The sequence below is a fragment of the Polynucleobacter sp. AP-Nickl1-40-C4 genome (assembly GCF_035012665.1).
In the GTDB taxonomy this organism is placed as follows: Bacteria; Pseudomonadota; Gammaproteobacteria; order Burkholderiales; family Burkholderiaceae; genus Polynucleobacter.
The window spans coordinates 1-922 of record NZ_JAYGQR010000025.1 but is presented as its reverse complement, the minus strand read 5'-3'; the positions used below and the strand labels follow the sequence as shown (position 1 = coordinate 922).

General features: G+C 49.3%; 1 protein-coding gene. It reads left to right on the top strand.

The genetic code is table 11. The annotated features are described in order from the left end of the window. Window positions 1-140 precede the first annotated feature (140 nt). Window positions 141-922 (top strand): IS30 family transposase (locus VC182_RS11470; protein WP_323485372.1); only part of this gene is annotated, 782 nt, incomplete at its 3' end.

Here is a 922-nt window from a genome sequence, read left to right as displayed (position 1 = left end):
AACTACGAAGTGCAACTTTGAACAACTAGTTAAGGAGGCTAAGGATGTTTTAGTATCCAAAGCTTCTAGACCTGCAAGTCAAAGTAGCCATGACCTATCAACACCTTAGCCAAACTGAACGATATCAGATTTATATCCTCATGAAAGACGGAAAAACCCAAACTCAAATAGCCCAACTGATGGATCGGCATAAGTCGACCATTAGCCGAGAGCTTGCTCGCAATACGGGGCTCAAAGGTTACCGTCCCAAGCAAGCCTGCCTGTTGGCAGAAGAACGCTCATTAGGCTGCCGTAATGCCGCCCAAATAACAGCCGATCAATGGAATCAGACAGTGGATTGCCTCTTAGCTCAGTGGAGCCCCGTCCAAATTGCCAATCAGGTTGGGATTAGTCATGAGACCATCTACCGCCATGTCTACGCCGATAAAGCCGCTGGCGGCAATCTTTACCAGCAGCTGCGTTGCCAAAAAAAGCGCAAGAAACGCTATGCCAGCGGCCGTGATCGCAGAGGCCAAATAGTAGGTAGGCGGCCGATCAGTGAGCGCCCAGCGCACATTGAGACAAGATCCCAAGTCGGCCACTGGGAAGGCGATACTGTAATTGGAGCGGCCCACAAGCAAGCTGTTGTGACCTTGGTTGAGCGCAAGAGTGGCTATGCCGTTTTGGCTAAGGTCAAGAACAAGACGTCGGATTTAGTCAGTAGCGCCATCATCACTAAATTAAACGCCGTGACCCCACTCGTTAAAACCCTGACTTTTGACAACGGCAAGGAATTTGCCGAGCACGCCAGGATTGATACAGCTCTTCAATCAACGACGTACTTTGCGGATCCGTTTGCTAGTTGGCAACGTGGATCAAATGAAAACTTCAATGGTCTATTGCGGCAATACATCCCCAAAAAGAGACCGCTATCTACTGTGAC